Source organism: Variovorax sp. GW821-FHT10B04 (assembly GCF_059415645.1).
This window is the reverse complement of sequence record NZ_JBWKNQ010000004.1, coordinates 166544-185540: the sequence shown is the minus strand read 5'-3', so window position 1 is coordinate 185540 and position 18997 is coordinate 166544. Positions and strand designations below refer to the sequence as shown.

19 protein-coding genes and 1 pseudogene are annotated in these 18997 nt (G+C 68.6%); 16 read left to right on the top strand and 4 right to left on the bottom strand.

Annotated features, from left to right (window positions below; translation table 11 throughout):
• The 15 genes from AC07PZ_RS12160 to AC07PZ_RS12090 are packed head-to-tail and all read left to right on the top strand — an operon-like array spanning position 1 to position 14676.
• Positions 1-885, top strand: a complete 885-nt coding sequence (locus AC07PZ_RS12160) for a branched-chain amino acid ABC transporter permease (RefSeq protein WP_495295345.1) — start codon at positions 1-3, stop codon at positions 883-885.
• A 13-nt stretch (positions 886-898) separates the two neighbouring features.
• Positions 899-1852 carry a branched-chain amino acid ABC transporter permease gene (locus AC07PZ_RS12155; RefSeq protein ID WP_495295690.1) on the top strand — a complete coding sequence of 318 codons (954 nt, stop codon included), beginning with the start codon at positions 899-901 and terminating at the stop codon, positions 1850-1852.
• On the top strand, positions 1849-2727 hold the full coding sequence (locus tag AC07PZ_RS12150; RefSeq protein ID WP_495295344.1) for an enoyl-CoA hydratase: 879 nt from the start codon (positions 1849-1851) through the stop codon (positions 2725-2727). Before AC07PZ_RS12155 ends, AC07PZ_RS12150 begins: the two co-directional genes overlap by 4 nt.
• Positions 2724-3956, top strand: a complete 1233-nt coding sequence (locus AC07PZ_RS12145) for an ABC transporter substrate-binding protein (RefSeq protein WP_495295343.1) — start codon at positions 2724-2726, stop codon at positions 3954-3956. The genes AC07PZ_RS12150 and AC07PZ_RS12145 overlap by 4 nt, the downstream gene beginning before the upstream one ends.
• The gene (locus AC07PZ_RS12140) at positions 3929-4726 is read left to right on the top strand and encodes an SDR family NAD(P)-dependent oxidoreductase (protein ID WP_495295342.1); all 798 of its coding nucleotides are present in this window, start codon (positions 3929-3931) and stop codon (positions 4724-4726) included. Before AC07PZ_RS12145 ends, AC07PZ_RS12140 begins: the two co-directional genes overlap by 28 nt.
• 32 nt (positions 4727-4758) lie before the next feature.
• A complete protein-coding gene (locus AC07PZ_RS12135; RefSeq protein ID WP_495295341.1) occupies positions 4759-5577 on the top strand; it encodes an enoyl-CoA hydratase/isomerase family protein in 819 nt (272 codons plus the stop codon).
• Complete coding sequence (locus AC07PZ_RS12130; RefSeq protein WP_495295340.1) at positions 5574-7136, top strand: class I adenylate-forming enzyme family protein; 1563 nt, start codon at positions 5574-5576, stop codon at positions 7134-7136. Before AC07PZ_RS12135 ends, AC07PZ_RS12130 begins: the two co-directional genes overlap by 4 nt.
• Positions 7133-8296: an acyl-CoA dehydrogenase family protein gene (locus AC07PZ_RS12125; RefSeq protein WP_495295339.1), complete on the top strand. Its 1164-nt coding sequence runs from the start codon at positions 7133-7135 to the stop codon at positions 8294-8296. Before AC07PZ_RS12130 ends, AC07PZ_RS12125 begins: the two co-directional genes overlap by 4 nt.
• Positions 8297-8318: 22 nt before the next feature.
• On the top strand, positions 8319-9875 hold the full coding sequence (locus AC07PZ_RS12120; protein WP_495295338.1) for a long-chain-fatty-acid--CoA ligase: 1557 nt from the start codon (positions 8319-8321) through the stop codon (positions 9873-9875).
• Between the two features lies 1 nt (position 9876).
• Positions 9877-10689 (top strand): enoyl-CoA hydratase/isomerase family protein, encoded by an 813-nt coding sequence (locus AC07PZ_RS12115; protein ID WP_495295337.1) that lies wholly within the window; start codon positions 9877-9879, stop codon positions 10687-10689.
• A gap of 11 nt (positions 10690-10700) precedes the next feature.
• A complete protein-coding gene (locus tag AC07PZ_RS12110; RefSeq protein ID WP_495295336.1) occupies positions 10701-11900 on the top strand; it encodes a lipid-transfer protein in 1200 nt (399 codons plus the stop codon).
• Positions 11897-12337, top strand: coding sequence for a MaoC family dehydratase N-terminal domain-containing protein (locus AC07PZ_RS12105; protein WP_495295335.1), 441 nt, complete (start codon positions 11897-11899; stop codon positions 12335-12337). Before AC07PZ_RS12110 ends, AC07PZ_RS12105 begins: the two co-directional genes overlap by 4 nt.
• A 10-nt stretch (positions 12338-12347) precedes the next feature.
• Positions 12348-12776, top strand: coding sequence for a MaoC/PaaZ C-terminal domain-containing protein (locus AC07PZ_RS12100; RefSeq protein WP_495295334.1), 429 nt, complete (start codon positions 12348-12350; stop codon positions 12774-12776).
• Positions 12777-12814: 38 nt separating this feature from the next.
• Positions 12815-13645, top strand: coding sequence for an SDR family NAD(P)-dependent oxidoreductase (locus tag AC07PZ_RS12095; RefSeq protein ID WP_495295333.1), 831 nt, complete (start codon positions 12815-12817; stop codon positions 13643-13645).
• A gap of 2 nt (positions 13646-13647) precedes the next feature.
• Positions 13648-14676: a CaiB/BaiF CoA transferase family protein gene (locus AC07PZ_RS12090; RefSeq protein WP_495295332.1), complete on the top strand. Its 1029-nt coding sequence runs from the start codon at positions 13648-13650 to the stop codon at positions 14674-14676.
• A 51-nt stretch (positions 14677-14727) separates the two neighbouring features.
• On the opposite strand, the pseudogene AC07PZ_RS12085 reads toward AC07PZ_RS12090, so the two are convergent.
• The 3 genes and pseudogenes from AC07PZ_RS12085 to ocd all read right to left on the bottom strand — a co-directional run.
• Positions 14728-15123: pseudogene (locus tag AC07PZ_RS12085) on the bottom strand (acyl-CoA thioesterase); the annotation flags it as partial.
• Between the two features lie 99 nt (positions 15124-15222).
• Positions 15223-16176: a citrulline utilization hydrolase CtlX gene (gene ctlX, locus AC07PZ_RS12080; protein WP_495295331.1), complete on the bottom strand. Its 954-nt coding sequence runs from the start codon at positions 16174-16176 to the stop codon at positions 15223-15225.
• 8 nt (positions 16177-16184) lie between these two features.
• Positions 16185-17234 (bottom strand): ornithine cyclodeaminase, encoded by a 1050-nt coding sequence (ocd, locus tag AC07PZ_RS12075; protein WP_495295330.1) that lies wholly within the window; start codon positions 17232-17234, stop codon positions 16185-16187.
• Between the two features lie 144 nt (positions 17235-17378).
• On the opposite strand from ocd, the gene AC07PZ_RS12070 reads away from it, so the two are divergent.
• Positions 17379-17801, top strand: a complete 423-nt coding sequence (locus AC07PZ_RS12070; protein WP_495295329.1) for an Lrp/AsnC family transcriptional regulator — start codon at positions 17379-17381, stop codon at positions 17799-17801.
• A 112-nt stretch (positions 17802-17913) separates the two neighbouring features.
• Here AC07PZ_RS12070 and AC07PZ_RS12065 read toward each other — a convergent pair whose 3' ends face one another.
• Positions 17914-18981, bottom strand: coding sequence for an ABC transporter substrate-binding protein (locus AC07PZ_RS12065; RefSeq protein ID WP_495295328.1), 1068 nt, complete (start codon positions 18979-18981; stop codon positions 17914-17916).
• Between the last annotated feature and the right edge of the window lie 16 nt (positions 18982-18997).

The window sequence follows — 18997 nt, the reverse complement described above, 5'->3', positions numbered from 1 at the left end:
ATGGAGATCTTCGGCGTCCCCTCGCAGGCCCTCTTCGGGCAGCTGCTCATCGGCCTCATCAACGGCTCGTTCTACGCCTTGCTCTCGCTGGGCCTGGCGATCATCTTCGGCCTCCTGCGCATCATCAACTTCGCGCATGGCGCGCAGTACATGTTCGGTGCCTTCGTCGCCTACCTGCTGCTGAACAAGGCCGGCATCGGCTACTGGTGGGCGCTGCTGCTCGCACCGCTCGGCGTCGGGGCGGTGGGCGCGGCGGCCGAGCGCTTCATGATCTCGCGGCTCTACCGGGTCGACCATCTCTACAGCCTGATGCTCACCTTCGGGCTCGGGTTGATCGTGCAGGGCGTGTTCCTCAGCGAGTACGGCTCGTCGGGCCAGCCGTACCCGATGCCGGCGCAGCTCGCCGGCGGCCACAGCCTGGGCTTCATGTTCCTGCCGAACTACCGCGTGTGGGTGATCGGCCTGTCGATCGCGGTCTGCCTGTCGGCCTGGTTCCTGATCGAGCGCACGCGCCTCGGCGGCTACCTGCGCGCCGCCACCGAGAACCCGACGCTGGTGCAGGCCTTCGGCATCAACGTGCCCAGGCTGCTCACGCTCACCTACGGCGCGGGCGCCGCGCTCGCCGCACTGGCCGGCGTGATGGCCGCGCCGATCTACCAGGTCGGCCCGTTGATGGGCACCGAGATGATCATCGTCGTCTTCGCCGTGGTGGTGATCGGCGGCATGGGTTCGATCATGGGTTCGATCCTGGCGGGCTTCGGGCTCGGCGTGGTCGAGGGGCTGACCAAGGTTTTCTACCCCGAGGCCTCCAGCACCGTCGTCTTCGTGATGATGGCGCTGGTGATCCTCGTCAAGCCGAACGGACTGTTCGGCACCAGGAGCTAGCACGATGAACACCATGACCCTGCGCCTTGCGGAGCCGCTCGCGGTGCGCCGCATCCAGGCGGCAGCCTTTGCCGGGATGATCGCGTTCTTCGCGATCGCGCCGCTCTTCATCTACCCGGTGTACCTGATGAAGGTGATGTGCTTCGCGCTGTTCGCGTGCGCCTTCAACCTGCTGATCGGCTTCTGCGGCCTGCTGTCCTTCGGCCATGCGATGTTCTTCGGCGTCGCCGGCTACGCGACCGCGCACGCCGCCAAGGTCTGGGGCCTGACGCCCGAGCTTGCCGTGCTCTTCGGCATGGCATGCGCCGGTGCGCTGGGCCTGGTCACCGGCCTGCTGGCGATCCGCAGGCAGGGCATCTACTTCGCGATGATCACCCTCGCGCTCGCGCAGATGGTGTACTTCTTCGTTCTCCAGGCACCCTTCACCGGGGGCGAGAACGGGCTCCAGGCGGTGCCGCGCGGCAGGCTCTTCGGCCTGGTCGACCTCAACCAGCCGGCGGCGCTCTACGCCTTCGTCTTCGCGATCTTCGTCGTCGGCTTCTTCGCGGTCTGGCGCATCGTCCATTCGCCGTTCGGGCAGGTGCTCAAGGCCATCCGCGAGAACGAGCCGCGCGCGATCTCGCTGGGCTACGAGGTCGATCGCCACAAGCTGCTGGCGTTCGTCCTGTCCGCCACGCTGGCCGGCGCCGCCGGTGCGGCCAAGGTGCTGGTCTTCCAGCTCGCCGCCTTGCCGGACGCGCACTGGAGCATGTCGGGCGAGGTCGTGCTCATGACCCTGCTCGGCGGCCTCGGCACGCTGCTGGGGCCGGTGGTCGGCGCGGCCGTCATCGTGATGATGCACAACTACCTCGCGCATCTCGACGCCTGGGTCATGGCGATCCAGGGCGTGATCTTCGCGGTCTGCGTGCTGGCCTTCCGGCGCGGGTTGATCGGCGAGATCACGCATCGCATCGGGCGGCCGCTGTGAGCGTGCTGCACGTGGAGCGCGCCGAGGGCTACGCGGTCCTCACGCTCAACCGCCCGGCCGCGCGCAACGCCTTGTCGCATGCACTGCGCGAGGCGATCCGCGATGCGCTCGACGCCTTGTCGCGCGATCCCGCCGTGCGGGTGCTGATCCTCACCGGCGCGGGCGACGCGTTCTGCGCCGGACTCGACCTGGAAGAACTCGGCACGAGCGGCACCCATCTGCAGCAGGTGCTCGACGAGCGGTCGCCGGTCGACGCGCTCGGCCACTTCGGCGGGCCGGTGATCGGCGCCATCAACGGTGCGGCGATCACCGGCGGCTTCGAGCTGGCGCTGGGCTGCGACGTGCTGATCGCGTCGCCGCAAGCCCGCTTCGCCGACACGCATGGCCGCGTCGGCCTGCTGCCGATCTGGGGGCTGAGCCAGAAGCTGAGCCGGTCGATCGGCATCTCGCGCGCCAAGGAACTGTCGCTGACCGGCAACTTCCTGGACGCGCAACGCGCCGAAGCCTGGGGCCTGGTCAATCGCGTGGTGCCCGCCGACGAACTGCTGCCGCAGGCGCGTGCGCTCGCGCTCGACATGCTCTCGCTCGCGCCCGGCCTGCTCGCGGCCTACAAGAAGCTCGTCGACGACGGCTTCGAACAGGGCTTCGGCGACGCGCTGGCCCTGGAGCAGAAGCAGGCGCGCGCGTTCAACGCATCGCAGGGCGCCGCGGGCATCGCGCAGCGCCGCCAGGACGTGCTCGCGCGCGGCCGGCAACAGGCGGGACATGCGCAGCACCGCCCCAGAACTGTTCTTTCGGACGAGGCCGCCGGCAGGCAGAACGGCCACCATCGGTCCGACACCCATTCCTACAACGACGGAGACAAGAAACCATGAAGTCGATGACGACACGCCGCTTCCGGCTTGCCGCGGCAGCCGCAGCCGTGGCTGCGATGACAACGGGCCTCGCGGCCCATGCGGCCGACACCGACCCGGTCAAGATCGGTGTGCTCACCGACATGACCGGCTTCCTCTCGTCGTCGCTGGGCCCCGGCTCGGTGGACGCGGCCAGGATGGCCATCGAGGACTTCGGTGGCCAGGTGCTCGGCAAGAAGATCGAGTTCGTCTCGGCCGACCACCAGAACAAGCCCGACGTCGGCCTGGCGACGGCACGCAAGTGGTACGAGAGCGACGGCGTCGACGTGATCGCCGACGTCGGCAACTCGGCCGTCGGCCTGGGCGTCCAGGAGCTGGCCAAGGACAAGAAGAAGCTGGTCTTCTACTCCGGCGCGTCGAGCTCGATCTTCACCGACAAGGCCTGCTCGCCCTACGGCACGCAGTGGAGCCACGACACCTACATGTTCGCCAGCGCGCTGCCCGCCAAGCTCACGCGGGCGGGCGACAAGACCTGGTACTTCGTGACGGCGGACTTCGCTTTCGGCCAGGCGCTCGAAGCCGATGCGACGCGCGCCATCAACGGCGCCGGCGGCAAGGTGGTGGGCAGCGTCCGGCATCCGCCGAACAGCACGGACTTCTCGTCCTTCCTGATGCAGGCATCGTCGTCCAAGGGCAGCGTGGTCGCGCTTGCCAACGCGATCACCGACACCACGAACTCGATCAAGCAGTGGAACGAGTTCCAGATGGGCGGCAAGTCGCAGAAGCTGGTCGCGTTGACGCTGCTGCTCAACGACGTGCGGGCGCTGGGCCTGCCGGTTGCGCAGGGCACCGTGTTCTCGACCGTCTTCTACTGGGACCTCGACGACAAGACCCGCGGCTTCTCGAAGCGCTTCTTCGAACGCAACAAGTTCATGCCGGCCGAGGCGCATGCCGGCACCTACAGCGCCGTGCTGCACTACCTGCAGGCCGTCAAGGCGGCGGGCACCAAGGACGCCGACGTGGTGCGCGTCAAGATGCGCGAGCTGCCGGTCAACGACTTCTATTCCGACGGCGTCAAGATCCGCGAAGACGGCCGCGTGATGCGCCAGACCTACATCGCGCAGGTCAAGACGCCGGCCGAGTCGAAGGGCCCGTGGGACCTCTACAAGATCCTGGAAACGGTCCCGGCCGACCAGAGCTGGCGGCCGCTGGCCGAGTCGCAATGCCCGCTCGTGAAGAAGCCCGCATGACGGGCGTGTCGATCCATGGCGGCGGACGCGTCGCCATCGTCACCGGCGGCGGGTCGGGCATCGGCCGCGCTGCCGCGCTGCAACTCGCGCAAGACGGTTTGCGGCTGGTGGTGAGCGACATCGACGAAGCCGCGGCGCAGGCCACGGCGCGGCTGATCGACGCCGCGGGCGGCGAGGCGACCGCGGTGCGCGCCGACGTGAGTCAGGACGCGGACTGCGCGGCGCTGGTCGCGCACACCGTCGAGCGCTACGGCCGCCTCGACGTGGCGTTCAACAACGCCGGCATCGCCGGCTATCCGCTGCTGACGGTCGACCACAGCCCGGCGCAATGGCAACGGGTGATCGACGTCAACCTGACGGGCGTCTTCAACTGCATGCGCCACGAGATACCCGCGATGCAGCGCACCGGCGGCGGCGCCATCGTCAACACCGCGTCGATCATGGGGCTGACCGGCGCGCCGGGCGGCTCGGCCTACTGCGCAGCCAAGCACGGCGTGATCGGGCTCACCAAGGCCGCGGCGCTCGAATGCGGGCGCGACGGCATCCGCATCAACGCCGTCTGCCCCGGCTACATCGACACGCCGATGACCACCGGGGACGACTCGATCTTCCCCGGCAACAAGCTGCAGCACGGCGTCGCGCGCGCCGCCATCCGCCGCATGGCCCGGCCCGAGGAGGTCGCGGAGATGGTGGTCTGGTTGTGCTCGCCGCGTGCGTCCTACGTGACCGGCGCGAGCTTCACGGTCGACGGCGGCGTGACCGCAGGCTGAGTCCGACGCATCCGCTTCTTCATCTTCAAGCCATGAACTATTCCGACTATCAAACGCTTTCGTTCAGCCGTTCGGGCGCCGTCCTGACCGTGAAAATCCATCGCCCGGAGGCGCTCAACGCGGTCAACGCCACGCTGCACACCGAGCTGTCGCGGGTCTTCGCGCAGATCGCGCAGGACGCCGGCGTCGACGCGGTCGTGCTCACCGGCGAGGGCCGGGCCTTCTCCGCCGGCGGCGACCTCGGCTGGTTCGGCGACATCACGCCCGCGCAGCTCGACGCGCTCTTCGTCGAGGCCCGCAAGATCATCGTCGACCTGGTCGACATGCCGCAGCCGATCGTCTCGGCCATCAACGGCGTCGCGGCCGGCCTGGGCGCCACGCTGGCGCTGTTCTGCGACGTGATCTACGTGGCCGACGACGCGAAGATCTCCGACCCGCACGTGCGCATCGGCGTCACGGCGGGCGACGGCGGCGCGGTGATCTGGCCTTTCCTGGTGGGCATGTCGCGGGCCAAGGAGTACCTGATGACGGGCGACAGCCTGGGCGCCGCCGAGGCCGAGCGCATCGGCCTCGTCAACCGCGTGGTGCCGGCCGACCAGCTCGTCGAACAGGCGCAGGCCATGGCCGCGCGGCTGGCCACGGGTTCGCGGATGGCCATCCGCTCGACCAAGGCGTCGCTCAACAAGCATCTGCGCGATGCGGTCAACCTGGTGCTGGACACCTCGCTGGCATTCGAGAAGGAGTGCTTCTCGGACCCGTTCCACAAGAACGCGATCAAGGCCTTCGCGGCCCGCGGCGCACGGGCCGAAAGCGCCGGCGGCACCGGCAGTGCCGGGAGGTTGGCACCATGAGCGCGATGGCCCTCGGGCAGATGCTGATCGGCAACATGCTGGCCACCGCGGCGCAGCGCGATGCGCGGCGAGAGGCTTTCTTCTGCGCCACCACCGGGCGCCGGTTCACCTTCGCGCAGACCAACGAGCGCTGCAACCGCCTGGCCAACGGCCTGCTCGGGCTCGGCCTGCGCAAGGGCGATTGCGTCGCCTTCCTCAGCACCAATCGCGTGGAGGTGGTCGAGATCTATTTCGCGCTCGCCAAGGCCGGCCTGGTCGGGCTGCCGCTCAACTACCGGCTGGCGCCGGTGGAGATGGTCGCGTTGATGCGCGAGGTCGATGCCGTCGCGCTGCTGTCGGAGCGCAAGTTCGCGGAAATCGCCGCCCTGGTGCAGCAGGAGATGCCGCAGGTCCGCGTGCAGGTGGACTTCGGTGACGGTGCCGCCCATGCCGCGGTCGCGCCGCATGCCTACGAGGCGCTGCTCGACCGGGCCGACGCCGCGGAACCCGATGTGCAGCTGAAGGAAAGCGATCCGTACTACTTCAACCTCACGTCGGGCACGACCGGCCTGCCGAAGTGCTACCTGCTCACGCACTACAACGCCGCGTCGTTCTTCAGCATGTTTCAGGCCCTGCACGTGACGCGCGGCGACGTGGTGATGACCGTGTTCCCGATGTACGGGCGCGTCGGCTTCGCCTGGGTGGCCTGCAGCGTGATGTTCGGCATCCGGAACGTGCTCACCAACTTCGAGCCGGCACGGGTCCTCGAACTGACGGCGAGCGAGGGCGTGACGATCTACAACCTCGTGCCGACCATGGGCGCGATGCTGCTCGCACGACCGGAGCTCGACGCCACCGACCTGCGCTCCCTGCGTGCGCTGGTGTTCGCCGGGTCGCTGCTGCCCGCACCCATCCGCGAGGGCGTGGTCGCGCGGATCTGCCCGCGCCTCTACGAGTACTACGGCATGCAGGAGACCAGCACGCTGGTCGTGAGCACGCCGGAAGACCGCGCGCGCCGGCCGGACTCGGTCGGCCAGCCGATCCTGTTCGCCGAAGTGCAGGTGGTCGACGCCGACGGCCGCACGGTCGCGCCCGGCGAGACCGGTGCCATCGTCGGGCGCTCGCCCGGCACGATCACGGGCTACTACAAGAATCCCGCCAAGAACCTGGAGACCTTCCGCGACGGCTGGCTGCACACCGGCGACCTCGGCAGCATCGACGGCGAGGGCTATCTCTTCATCAAGGGCCGGACCAAGGACGTGATCGTGACCGGCGGCCAGAACGTGCATGCCGGCGAGGTGGAGGAGGCCATCCTGCGCTACCCCGGCGTGGCGGACTGCGCGGTGATCGGGCTGGCCGATCCGCTGTGGGGCGAATGCGTGACCGCGGTCGTCGTCGAGGCGGAGGGGCGGCAGGTCGACGCCGCCGCGCTCATCGACTGGTGCCGCGCCAGCCTGGCCGGCTTCAAGACGCCGAAGAAGGTGCTGATCAGCGACGAGCCGCTGCCGCGGACCGCCACCGGCAAAGTGCAGAAATTTCGCCTGGTCGAGCGCTACGACACCAAGGAGACCACACGATGAGCGAGACGACCTACCGCAGCCCCTGGATGGATGCCGAGCTGGAAACCTACCGCGACGCCGTGCGCCGCTTCGTCGCTGAGGAGATCGCGCCGCACCAGGAACGCTGGGCGCGGCAGCAGCATGTCGACCGCGCCACCTGGGAGAAGGCCGGCGCGCTCGGCCTGCTGCTGACCGACATACCGGAGGCCTACGGCGGCGCCGGCGGCAGCGCGGCGCACGTGGCCGTGCTGATGGAAGAGCTGGCCTACGCGGGCGACTACGGCTTCGGCCTCAGCGTCCACCAGATCTCGGCGCACTACCTGCTGGGCCAGGGCACCGAGGCGCAGAAGCGCAGGTACCTGCCGGAGATGGCCGCGGGCCGGATGATCGGCGCGATCGCGATGACCGAGCCCGGCGCGGGCTCCGACCTGCAGGGCATCCGCACGCGGGCCGATCTGCAGGGCGGCGAGTACGTCATCAACGGGAGCAAGACCTTCATCTCCAACGGGTCGATGGCCGACCTGATCGTGGTGGTCGCCAAGACCGACCCCGGCGCGGGCAGCAGGGGCATTTCGCTGATCCTGCTGGAGACCAGGGACGCGCCCGGGTTCAAGGTCGGACGCGTGCTCGACAAGCTCGGGCAGAAGGCGGCGGACACCAGCGAGCTCTTCTTCGACAACGTGCGCGTGCCTGCCGGCAACGTGCTGGGCGGCGTCGAAGGGCAGGGCTTTCGCCACCTGATGACGGAGCTGCCCTACGAGCGGACGCTGTGTGCGGTGAGCGCCATCTCGTCGACCGAGGCGGCGCTGCGCATGACGCTCGACTACACGCGGGAGCGCCGCGCATTCGGCAAGGCGCTGTTCGACTTCCAGAACGCGCGCTTCAAGCTGGCGGAGATCAAGACGCAGGCCACCGTCGGCCGCGCCTTCGTCGACACCTGCGTGCAGCGCCTGATCGACGGAACGATGGACGCCGACACCGCGGCCATGGCCAAGCTGTGGACCACCGAGACGCTGGGCCGCGCGGCGGACGAGTGCCTCCAGCTGTTCGGCGGCTACGGCTACATGACCGAATACCCGATTGCCCGGCTGTACGCCGATGCGCGGGTGCAGCGTATCTACGGGGGCACCAGCGAGATCATGAAAGAGATCATTGCCCGGTCGATGGAGCGCAATCCGTGACACCAACAACGAGGAGACAACCATGTACCTGACCCAGGGACTGCGGCGAGCCGCGCAGCAGACACCGAACGCCGTCGCATCCGTCTTCCAGGGACGAGAGCGCACCTTCGCGCAACTGATCGATCGCGTCGCGCGCATCGCCGGCGTGCTGCGCCAGCTGGGCGTGCAACCGGGCGATCGCGTGGGCATGCTCGCGCTCAACTCCGACTGGTACCTCGAGTACTACCCCGGCGTGTACTGGGCGGGCGGCGTGGTCAACCCGATCAACACCCGCTGGAGCGCGGCGGAAATCGCCTTCTCTCTCGACGATTGCCAGACCCGCATCCTGATCGTCGACGACGCCTTCGCCGGCATGGTCGAAGACCTCCGGCGGCGCAGCCCGTCGTTGCGCACCGTCATCCACATCGGCGACGGCGAGCCGCCCGCGGGCATGCTCGGCTACGAGGCGCTGCTCGCGCAGGCCGAACCGGTCGAAGACGCGCTGCGCGGCGGCGAAGACCTGGCGGGCGTCTTCTACACCGGTGGCACCACCGGGTCGCCGAAGGGCGTGATGCTGCCGCACCGCGGCCTGTACAGCAACGCGATCGGCGTGATCGCCGAAGGCGCGATCCAGCGCGGCTGCATCGGCCTGCATGCGGCGCCGATGTTCCATCTGGCCGATGGGTGCTTCATGAACGCGATGTTCGCCAGCGGCGGGCGCCACGTGATCGTGCCGCGCTTCGAGCCGGTGGCCGTGCTCGAGGCCATCCAGAACCACGGCGTGACCGAGGCCCTGCTGGTGCCCACCATGATCCAGATGATGGTCGACCACCCGGACCTCGGGCGCTATCGGCTCGAGCACTTCAAGAACATGCTGTATGGCGCGTCGCCGATCAGCGAGGGCCTGCTCGACCGCGCGATGAAGGCGCTGCCGTGGGCCGGCTTCACGCAGCTCTACGGCATGACCGAGCTGTCGCCGATGGCCACGGTGCTGACGCAAGAGATGCACCGCGAGGCGGGCCGTGCCAAGGGGCGCCACCGTTCGGGCGGCCGTGCGGCGATCGGCTGCGAAGTGCGCATCGTCGATTCGCTCGGCCACGAAGTGCCGCGCGGCGCGGTCGGCGAAGTGGCGGTGCGCGGCCCCGGCGTGATGCTCGGCTACTGGAACAAGCCGGCCGAGACCGCCGCCGCCCTGCGCGACGGCTGGATGTTCACCGGCGACGGCGGCCGGATGGACGAGGACGGCTACGTCTTCATCGTCGACCGCATCAAGGACATGATCGTGACCGGCGGCGAGAACGTCTACAGCGTCGAGGTGGAGAGCGCCGTCGCGACGCATCCGGCGGTCGCTTCGTGCGCGGTGATCGGCGTGCCCGACGAGCAGTGGGGCGAGCTGGTGCATGCCTTCATCGTGAAGAAGGCCGGGTCGAGCCTGAGCGCGCAGGAGCTCATCGACCACTGCAAGAAGCGCATCGCCGGCTACAAGTGCCCGCGCCAGGTGTCGTTCATCGACGCCATGCCGCTGTCGGGCGCCGGCAAGATCCTCAAGACCCAGTTGCGCGCCCCGTTCTGGGAAGGCCGCGAGAGAAAGGTGGCCTGACATGGCGAACTCCGACAGCACCGGGCCGCGGACGGTGATCTGGCGCATTGAGGACGGCGTCGGCCACATCGTCCTCAACCGGCCCGATGCAGCCAACGCGCTGGACTCGGCCGCCGGCGAGGCGCTCGCCGACGCCATCGACCAGGCGACGCGGGCCGACATCGGCGCCGTGCTGATCTCGTCGACCGGCAACCAGTTCTGCGCCGGCGGCGACATCAACGAGTTCCTCGAGCGCCGCGACGAACTCGACCGCCTCGTGCAGACCATGCTGGACCGGCTGCATCCGGCGATCCATGCGCTTGCCACGCTGCCGGTGCCGGTGGTGAGCGCCGTGCAAGGCCCGCTCGGCGGCGCCGGCATCTCGGTGGCGCTGTGCGCCGACATCGTGCTCGCGGCGCCGGCGATGAAGCTGCGCGGCGGGTACTCGGCCATCGGCCTGAGCCCTGACCTCGGCGCGTCGTACTACCTCGCGCGCCGCGCCGGCGCGGTCCGCGCCAAGAACATCCTGCTGACCAACCGCGCGATACCCGCCGAGCAATGCCTGGACTGGGGCATCGTCGACGAGCTGCACGGCGCCGACGAATTGCCCGCTGCGGCACTCGCACTCGCCACACGGCTCGCGCGCGGCGCCACCGCGTCCCTCGGCGGCATCAAGCGGCTGTGCGACAGCGCCTTCGAACACGACCTGCGCACCCACCTGAGCCTGGAACGCGAGGCGCTGTTGCGCTGCGCGGTGTCGGTCGACGGCCGGGAAGGCGTCACCGCCTTCGTCGAGAAGCGCGCAGCCCGTTTCACCGAACAACGACTTCCCTGAAAGGAATTTTCATGAGCAACCAGGTTTATGTCACCGGCGTGGGGATGGTGCCCTTCGTCAAGCCGGGCAAGCATCCGGCCTATTACCAGATGGCCGCGCAGGCGACCGCCATTGCGCTTGCCGATGCCGGCATCGGCTATGCGCAGGTGCAGCAGGCCTATGTGGGCTATGTCTACGGCGACTCGACCGCCGGCCAGCGCGCGCTGTACGAGGTGGGCATGACCGGCATCCCGATCGTCAACGTCAACAACAACTGCTCGACCGGCTCGACGGCGCTCTTCCTGGCGCGGCAGGCCGTTGCGAGCGGCGCGGCCGACTGCGTGCTGGCGCTGGGCTTCGAGCACATGAACCCGGGCGCGCTGGGCGCGGTCTTCAAGGACCGCCCGAGCCCCTTCGACCGCTTCGACGAAGCGACCGAGTCGCTCGTCGGACACGCCGAGATCCCGCTCGCGCTGCGCTACTTCGGCGGCGCGGGGCTCGCACACATGCAGCAGTACGGCACGCAGATGTCGACCTTCGCCAAGATCCGCGCCAAGGCCAGCCTGCACGCGGCGAACAATCCGGTGGCCCTGTTCCGCACGCCGGTGACCGAAGAAGAGGTCATGGCTTCGCCGGTCATGTGGCCGGGCGTGATGACGCGGCTGATGGCCTGCCCGCCGACCTGCGGCGCTGCGGCGGCCATCGTCTGCTCGGAAGCCTTCGCGCAGCGGCACGGGCTGGACCGCAGCGTGCGCATCGCGGCCCAGGCGATGACCACCGACGGGCCCGAAACCTTCGGCGCCGGCGACATGCGCGAGGTGGTCGGTTTCAGCATGGCCAAGGCGGCGGCGCGCCAGGTGTACGAGTCGGCGGGCATCGGCCCGAAGGACATCGACGTGGTCGAGCTGCACGACTGCTTCGCCCACAACGAGCTCATCAGCTACGAGGCGCTGGGCCTGTGCCCGGAAGGCGGCGCCGAACAGTTCGTCTGCGACGGCGACAACACCTACGGCGGCGCCTTCGTGACCAACCCCTCGGGCGGCCTGCTGTCCAAGGGCCATCCGCTGGGCGCGACCGGCCTGGCCCAATGCACCGAGCTGGTCCAGCAGTTGCGCGGCACGGCCGACAAGCGCCAGGTCGAAGGCGCGCGGCTCGCGCTGCAGCACAACCTGGGCCTTGGCGGCGCCTGCGTGGTCACGCTGTACGAGCGGGTCGAACGGAGCCACGCATGATCGACAGGAAGTGGATCGGGCACGAGCTGCCCGCGTCGGTGCTGTCGATCGACCACAGCCGCCTTCGCTTCTTCGCCAAGGCGATCGGGGAGACCGACCCGGTCTACACCGACAGCGCGGCGGCGCGCGATGCGGGCTATGCCGACCTGCCGGCACCGCCGACCTTCCTGTTCGCGGCCGAACTCGACTCGGGCGCCAACGACCGCCTGTTGAACGACCTGGGGATTCCCATCGCGAAGCTGCTGCACGGCGAGCAGGGCTTCAGCTACCACCGCACGGCCTGTGCCGGCGACACCGTCACGGTGCGCTCGCGCATCGACGACATCTACGACAAGAAGGGCGGGGCGCTGGAGTTCGTCGTGAAGACGTCCCGCGCGACCAACCAGCGCGACGAGCTGGTGGCCGAAATGCGCACCGTGCTGGTCTGCAGACATTGAAGGCGATCCGATGACACGAACTGCCCCATTGACTTTCGACAGCGTCCAGGTCGGCGACGCATTGCCGCCGCTGAGCCTTCCGCCGGTGAACCGCACGACCCTGGCGCTGTTCGGCGGCGCCTCGGGCGACCACAACCCGATCCACATCGACATCGACGTCGCACGCCAGGCCGGCATGCCGGACGTGTTCGCCCAGGGCATGCTGGGCATGGCATGGCTCGCACGCCTGCTCACGCGCTGGACGCCGCAGGCGCAACTGCGACGCTTCGACGTGCGCTTCCAGGGCATCACGCACCTGGGCAACGCGATGCAGTGCAGCGGCCGCGTGGTCGAGAAGCTGACCGTCGGCGACGAGCGCTGCGTGCGCGTGGAGGTCACCAGCCTCAACCAGTTCGGGCAGCCCAAGATCGCCGGCGAGGCGCTGGTGGCACTGCCCTGAAATCCTTCCCCCCATTCATCGAGACAGAAAGACGATCCATGACATCCAGACTTGAAGGCAAGGTCGCCATCGTGAGCGGCTCGGGCCGCGGCATCGGCCGGGCGATCGCATTGAAATTCGCATCGGAAGGCGCGCGCGTGGTGGTCAACGACCTCGACGCGGGCCCGGCCGAAGAGGTGGTCGCCGAGATCCGCGCCGCCGGCGGCGAAGCGGTGAGCTGTGTCGGCAACGTGACGGCACCGGACTTTGCCGATCGCTTCGTCGGCACGGCGGTGAGCGAGTTCGGCGGTCTCGACATCATCGTCAACAACGCGGGCTACACCTGGGACAACGTGATCCAGAAGATGACCGACGAGCAGTGGTACGCAATGATCGACTGCCACCTGACGGCGCCCTTCCGCATCCTGCGGGCGGCCTATCCGGTGATCCGCAACCTGTCGAAGAGCGACACGGACGCGGGCCGTCGCAACATGCGCAAGGTGGTCAACATCTCCTCGGTGGCCGGGCTGTTCGGCAACGTCGGCCAGGTCAACTACGCGAGCGCCAAGGCCGGCATCCTCGGCATGACGCAGACGCTCGCCAAGGAATGGGGGCGCATCGGCGTGACCGTCAACGCGGTGGCCTACGGCTTCATCCGGACGCGGCTGACGGGCGACGTGCGCGACGCGGCGACGGCCAACATCGAGGGCCGCGAGATCAAGGTCGGCGTGAATCCCGACCTGCTGGCGACCATGGAACGCAGCATTCCGCTGGGCCGCGGCGGCACGCCGGAAGAGGCGGCCGGCGCCGTGTTCCTGCTGTGCCTGCCCGAGTCGGACTATGTGAGCGGCCAGACGCTGATGTGTTCCGGCGGCCTGACGGGCATCTGAGCATGGCGCTGCAATCCCCGCTGGCGGGGCTCCGTGTCGTCGAATTCGAGGGCATCGGCCCCGGCCCCGTGGCCGGCCGCATCCTGGCCGCGATGGGCGCCGAAGTGACCGTCATCGCGCGGCCGGTGGCCGGCGCGGTGCAGCGCATGGGCGGCACCGGCGACAACCCGCTGCGCGCAGGCAAGCACCTCGTCGTGCTCGACCTCAAGAAACCCGACGACGTGGCGCGTGCGCTGGACATGGTCGCAACGGCCGACGCGCTGATCGAAGGCAACCGCCCCGGCGTCATGGAGCGCCTGGGTCTCGGCCCCGACGCCTGCAAGGCGCGCAACCCGCGCCTGGTCTATGGCCGCATGACGGGCTGGGGCCAGACCGGGCCGCTCGCGCAGGCCGCCGGCCACGACCTCAACTATGTCGCGTTGAGCGGCCTGCTGTCGCTGTCGGCGCGGCCCGGTCAGGCGCCGATGGTTCCGCCCACGGTGCTGGGTGACGCGGGCGGCGCGCTGGGGCTGGCATTCGGGATCGTCTGCGGCGTGTTCGAGGCCCGGTCGAGCGGCATCGGCCGTGTGGTCGACGCCGCGATCCTGGACGTGGTCGCCATGCTCGGGACCCTGGCGCACTGGCTCCATGGCAACGACCAGCTGGGCGGCGCCGCGCCGAGCGCGTTCCATGACTCGCCGCAGTACGACGTGTACGAATGCGCGGACGGCCGCTACGTCACCATCGGTGCGCTCGAGCCGCAGTTCTACGCGTTGCTGCTCGACAAGCTCGGCATGCACGATGTCGATCCGGCCGGGCAATCGGACACACGGCAGTGGCCCGCGCTCAAGGCGCGCATCGCCGCGGCGATCAGGAGCCGCTCCCGCCAGGACTGGTGCGACCGGCTCGAAGGGACGGACGTCTGCTTCGCGCCGGTGCTGGACATCGATGAAGCCGCGGCGCATCCGCACAACGTGGCGCGTGGCCTGTTCCCGCGCACGGCCGGCGGCGCGATCGACACGCAGGTGGCGCCGCGCTTCACCGCACTCTAGGTCGCGAGGAGTCGCCCTCAGGAAACCGCGATCAGCTTCCGGATGGCCTCGGGGAAAAGGGGCCACGCTGCGCGAATGCTTGTCGATGAAGACGATGCCGACCTTGCCCTTGGCCACGTCGCGGCCCGAGGTCTTCTCGGTCATGCGGTACTGGAGGTCGAAGCCGTAGCGATTGAAGTCCGCGGGGGCCATCTCCACCCGCAGCGTCTCGCCATGGAAGGCCTCCGAGCTGTACTGGGCGATCATGTCGGCGACGACGATCGACACGTCGCCCACGTCGGCTTCAACATAGCCCAGTGACTGGAAGTAGCGCACGCGTGCTTCCGAGACCAGCGTCAGAAGCTGCGCGTTGTCGAGGTGGCCGCCCTGGTTCACGTGGCTGATGTAGATCTGCAGTTCGGTGGAGAACGTGAATTTCTGGGGAAGCTCGAAGATGACTCTGGCCATGGCGGGATGTGGGTGACGGTGTCCCGGGCCGAGAGAGATCTCCGCGGCACGGCGACGAATGGAATCACGGCCTGTGCGGCCGGGAGGTTGCCGTCATTTTCACTGACTCGCCGCTGCAGGCTGGCGCCGGGCCAGGTGGATGCCGGCCAGCATGCAGCGAACCGAACCGCCGGCCATCTCGATGGTCGGCACCGGCAACGGCACGAGCCTGCTGGTGCGGGCGATGATCGATTTCTGCGCGGCGTCGAGACTCTCGAACGCACGCTGCGACAGCGCAAGCAGTCGGCCGTCCCGGCTCGACAGCTCGATCGCGTTGCCGGCGAATTCGGCGATCTGCGCCGCCCGCAATGCGATTACCTCGCGGCCCGACTCTTCCAGCCGTGCGCGTATCTGCATGGCGCGCGCGCGGTCCGGGATCATCTCGAAGCCGACCATGGCGAAATCGGTGGCCACGCACATCAGCACGTTGGTGTGATAGATGGGCAGGCCCGCAGCGTCGGCCGTGTCGAACACGATCGGTTCGAAGTTGAAGTGCGTGCTGAAGCGCTCCAGCGCCACCGGGTCGGCCCGGTTCGAGCGCGCGGTGTACGCCACCCGCGCCATGTGGTCGAGCACCATCGCGCCGGTGCCTTCCAGGAACAGGCCGTCGGGCTCGAGCCCCGAATAGTCGATCACGTCCTGCACGCGGTATTCGGCCTTCAGCAGTTCGATCACGTCGGAGCGGCGCTCGCGGCGCCGGCTGGCCGAGCGCATCGGGTAGATCGCCACGTGGCCGCCCGGATGCGTGGAGAACCAGTTGTTCGGGAAGACCGAGTCCGGCGTGTCGCGTTCGCCGCGGTCTTCGAACAGGTGCACGCGCACGCCTTCCCCTGCGAGCCGTTCGGCCGCGGCGGTGACCTCGTCATGGGCCGCCTGGGCGGTCGCGCGCGCGGACGCCTGTTGCGCGGGGGTCTGGAAGGCGTTGTCGACCGCGGTTTCCGGATTCGGTGTGAACGCATGCGGCCGGATCATCACGACCGCAGCGGGCGCCTGGATGGACTGGAGGCTTGGCATGTCGTCGCTCAGGCCACACGGCGCATCGCCACGCGTGCGCGTCCGGACTGCGTGTGCCGGAACAGGTCCTTGGGATCTTCCGCCTCGGGCACCAGTTGCACGTCGACGCCGAGGTGGAGCCGGGTCGATTGCGCCAGCACGTAGCGCAGTGCGGAATAGTCCTCGAGCGCGAAGCCGACGGAGTCGAACACCGTCACCTGATCGGCGCTCTGGCGCCCGGCGGCGCTGCCGGCCAGCACGCGCCACAGGTCGACCACCGGGAAGTCCGCGGGCAACTGCTGGATGTCGCCTTCGACGCGCGTCTGCGGTTCGTATTCGACGAACACGCGCGCCGCGCGCAACACGTCCGCATGCAGCTCGGTCTTGCCGGGGCAGTCGCCGCCGACCGCGTTGATGTGCATGCCGGGCTCGATCATCTCCGGCGTGAGGATGGTGGCGTAGGCCTTGTCGGCCGTGACCGTGGTCACGATGTCGGCGCCGCGCACGGCGTCGGCCGTCGACGCGGCGCGCACGATCTTCAGCGAAGGCCAGGCCGACAGGTTGCGCACCAGCTTGTCGGTGGCGCGCGGGTCGACGTCGTACACCGCGATCTCCTCGATGCCCAGGTGGCTGTGGAAGGCCAGCGCCTGGAATTCGCTTTGCGCGCCATTGCCGATCAAGGCCATGCGGCGCGCATCGGGCCGTGCCAGTGCACGCGCGGCCATCAGCGACGTCGCGCAGGTGCGCAATGCGGTGGCCAGCGTGAGTTCGGACAGCAGGACCGGATAGCCGGTGGCCACGTCGGCCAGCACGCCGAAGGCCATCACCGTGTAGAGGCCTCGCGCGGTGTTGGCCGGATGGCCGTTGACGTACTTGAAGGCGTAGTTCCGGGCGTCCGAGACGGGCATCAGTTCGATCACGCCGATGTCCGAATGGCTGGCGACGCGCGCCGACTTGTCGAAGTCGGCCCAGCGCACGAAGTCGTCGCGGATGGCGTCGGCGAGTTCGCCGATGAAGGGGGCCACGCCGATGGCCTGGACCAGGCGGGACATGGTGGGAACGTCGACAAAGCGGGTCATGGTTTTCTCCTCGAAGGTGGCAGCCGGCCTGCCACGGCATGGGGAAATTCTCGGACCGGTCGGTGCCATAGTGAAGAGAGCAAGTTGGCACATCTGCTCGATCGACGTACATTCCGCCACTTCGAATTGACAGATTGACAAGCCATGGACGACACGGACCGCCAGCTGCTGGGCCTGCTTCGAGACAACGCGCGGCTCTCGGTGGTGGCGCTGGCACAGCAGCTGCGCGTGGCACGGGCCACGGTGCAGAACCGCATCGCGCGGCTGGAGGCCGATGGAACGATCGTGGGCTACACGGTCCGCCTGAAGCCCGAGGCGGAAGGGCAACGCATCCGAGCGATCACCAGCATCGAGATCGAGGGGCATCATGGCGACGCGGTGCGCCGGGCCTTGCGCGGCCACCCGAACGTGGTGGCGCTGCACACCACCAACGGCCGCTGGGACCTGATGGCCGAACTGCGCGCCGACACGCTCGAGTCCTTCGACGAGTTGCTGAACGTGATCCGCTCGATCCCGGGCATTTCGAATACCGAGACGAGCATCCTGCTGTCGACGCACAAGCTCTGAATGCGCCGCGCCGGAGGGAAGTGATGGCGGCGGTACCGGGCGTCGCGCAGGCCCGGCACCGCTCGTACGCCCTGCAGGACGTTGCAGGACGCAGTAGGACGTACAGGGCGTTCTACTTGCCCGTGACTTCGTTGAAGCGGTCGGTCCACTTCCCGATGTTGGCGTTGATGAAGGCTTCGTCCACGATGACGCCGTCGCCTTCCTTGGGCATGGCTTCGAGGAATGCGGCCGAAGGCTTCACGTCGGTGCGCACCGGGCCCATGTTGTAGCTGTCGGTGATGAACTTCTGCCATTCCGGCGACAGCAGCTTGTTCACGAAGGCGGCGGCCAGGTCTTCCTTGCCGCTGCGCGTGATCATCACGCCTTCGAAGAACAGCGGCGCGGGCTTGGGGCTCACCATGGCCGCAGGGATCTTCTGGTCGCGCAGGGCACCGACGGCCGACGGCGAGGTCACCATCGCCCAGATCTCGCCCTGCGCCAGTGCGCGGCGCGCCTGCGCGTCGGCGCTGTGGATGGCGGCGAGGTTGGGCTTCTGCTTCGCGAGGAATTCGAGGCCCGGCTGGATGTTGTTCATGTCGCCGCCGTTGAGCAGGCTGGAGATCAGGATCATCCGGCCCGGGAAGATGTTGGGCGCGGGCAGCGACACCTTGTTCTTGAAGCTCGGCTGCCAGAGGTCGTTCCACGACGTGATCTTGCCGCCGGGCACCAGGTCGGGCCGGTAGACGATGCCCAGCGGCGCGTAGTACGAGGCCACGAACATGTCGTTGGCCGCGCCCTTCATCAGCGTCTTCAGGTTCGGGATCTTGACCGGGTCGAGCGGCACGAAGAGCTTGGTGTCGGTGGCGGCGCGCAGCGCGACCGATTCGCTGGTGAACCACACGTCGGCCTGCGGCTTGTCGCGGTTCGCCTGCAGCTTGGTCAGGCCTTCGACGGCCGAGGTCTCGCTCACGTATTCGAGCGTGATGCCGGTGTCCTTCTTCAGGTCGTCGGCCAGCGGGCGGAAGATCCGTTCCCAGAGTGCGCCGTAGGTCATCAGGGTCAGGCGCTTGTCCTGTGCCATGGCGGCACCGGGCAGGAAGGCGCCGAGCAGTGCGGTGCCCAGCGCCAGACCGGCGAGCTGCCGGCGGCGAACGGTGCGAGTGCTCGGAGAAGACGAAGTGCGGGATGCGTTGGCAGTCATGTGAAGCCTTGGAGTG